We start from the raw sequence: 1,893 nt of genomic DNA, 5'->3' as shown, positions 1-1,893 counted from the left end.
TCCTTTACCGGTTCTGATTACCTCATTAATATAATCAAGAATTGGCTTGGGGTCTATAGTCTTATCTTTGTATTCCATTTGAAAATGTAAGTGTTCTCCTGTGCTGCGCCCGGTACTTCCACTAATGCCTATTGGTTGCCCAGCTTCAACAGCTTGTTTCGCATTTACAAGCACACTGTATAAATGCCCATAGATAGAAGTAAAATCACCATGACGCACTTCTACATAATTGCCCAACCCTTTATTTTTTCCTGTTTTTACAACCATTCCCGGCATTATCGAATAAACATAGTCGTTGTTACCTTTAAGGTCTATCCCTCTATGATTTGCTATTTTTCCAGTAAATGGGTCTTTTCTTTTACCATAATAGGAAGTTATCACCATTGAATCAATGGGCAAAGATAAATACCTTCTTTGCTTCCAGTATGCAAGCCGTTCTGTAGTCAAAGCATCATTGACGACAACAGCCTTTTCTTTTTCTTCTATCAATTTATTTTCTGTCGTTGCTAATACTGGTTCTGCTTTAGGAATATCCTTTTTCTGTAATACCGTATTAAACTGACAGTAGCCATTCACTGAAAAAAACAATGAATAAGCAAAAAACATGATAATTTTATTCTTCATATTGATATTTTTATTACTTTTGAGCAAAAATATACATTACATGGATAAAAATCAAGCTATTTTTAATGAAAATGATATTCCATATAAAGAATTAGAACTAATAGGAATATCAAAAAAGCAGATATGGTCTTTGGATAAGGCAAATATCACAGCTCTATTATCTGGAAAGAGAACCAGTTTACTAGACCTTTCTTTTCACGATAACAATGGAGAAGAAATAAGTATGAAAGGAAAAATAAGTTTGTACTGGAAAGACAGTAACAATGCTGGCGTTAAAATTCATCCAGTCAGACCAGAAATAATGAATGATATAAATCTTAAGCCAAAGGAGTTAGAACGACTTCAAGATAACGAAATAATAACAAAAACTATTAACAATGAAAAATATCTTGTACAATTAGACCCTGAAACAAACGAATTGCTTAAAACAAAAATCAAAAGCATTTCAATACCTTCAAACATAAAAGGTGTTGAGCTGGATAAGCAACAAAAGGAAACTCTAAAATCAGGTAAGGAATTGATTTTAAACGTTGACAAAGAAAAAATTGCCATAAGATTAGATTTAAATAATCCAAGAGGAATAAAATTCCTAGACTTCGAGCAGCAACAGAAAATAGCTTATGACCGGCATAACCCACAAATTATAGGAACTATTCATACTGATAAAAACAGAAATGAATATATAGAATACATGAAAGGACAAAAGCCGTCACTTGGAAATGAATCTCAATCTAAAGTAGAACATAAATTCAAATTATAAAATGGAAGAAAAGAAAAGTTTTGAAGCCCTGCAATATAGTTATGAAAATGCCGGACAATTCCGAGCCATAGCAGCAGTTCTTGGATATTCAGAAGAATATCGAAATGGTGATATTATCTTTTCCAAAGGTAATGAAACATATACTTATCCACTGAATACACTTAAACTTGGCAATTTAGGAGATAATAGAGAATCCTTGTTAGAGCAATCTAAAGAAAGAATAATCAGTTTCTTTGATAAAGAACAAGCTAGCAATAATTTCCAAGAATATAGCCAATATTTACGAGAAAACCACAATGTTGCAATTATAAAATGGGATGATATAAAACAAGGTGCTAATAAGAATGAAGGATATAAAGACGGATTTACAGTCATTGACCTTGAAAATAAAATTGCATATAAAGGAGAAGACCTTTATCGATATGCTTATGAACAAAACCAAACCCTAGATGGTAAAGGTTCATATGTTGATATAGATTGGAACAAGTTTAATGAAGTAGGAGTTAAAC

General features: G+C 32.0%; 2 protein-coding genes and 1 pseudogene. 2 read left to right on the top strand and 1 reads right to left on the bottom strand.

The annotated features are described in order from the left end of the window. Positions 1–624, bottom strand: a 624-nt coding sequence (locus AB5213_RS16995) for a M23 family metallopeptidase (protein WP_368277017.1), incomplete at its 3' end; no start/stop codon positions are given. A gap of 40 nt (positions 625–664) precedes the next feature. On the opposite strand from AB5213_RS16995, the gene AB5213_RS16990 reads away from it, so the two are divergent. Next, entirely contained in the window at positions 665–1,384 is a 720-nt protein-coding gene (locus tag AB5213_RS16990; RefSeq protein ID WP_005647336.1) for a DUF4099 domain-containing protein, read from the top strand. Position 1,385: 1 nt separating this feature from the next. Beyond that, positions 1,386–1,893, top strand: a pseudogene (locus AB5213_RS16985) (hypothetical protein); the annotation flags it as partial.

Source organism: Coprococcus sp. RTP21204st1_G4_RTP21204_210225, assembly GCF_040915385.1.
Taxonomy (GTDB): Bacteria; Bacillota; Clostridia; order Lachnospirales; family Lachnospiraceae; genus Allocoprococcus; species Allocoprococcus comes.
The sequence above is the reverse complement of the archived record's forward strand: the minus strand, read 5'-3'. Positions and strand labels throughout refer to the sequence as shown.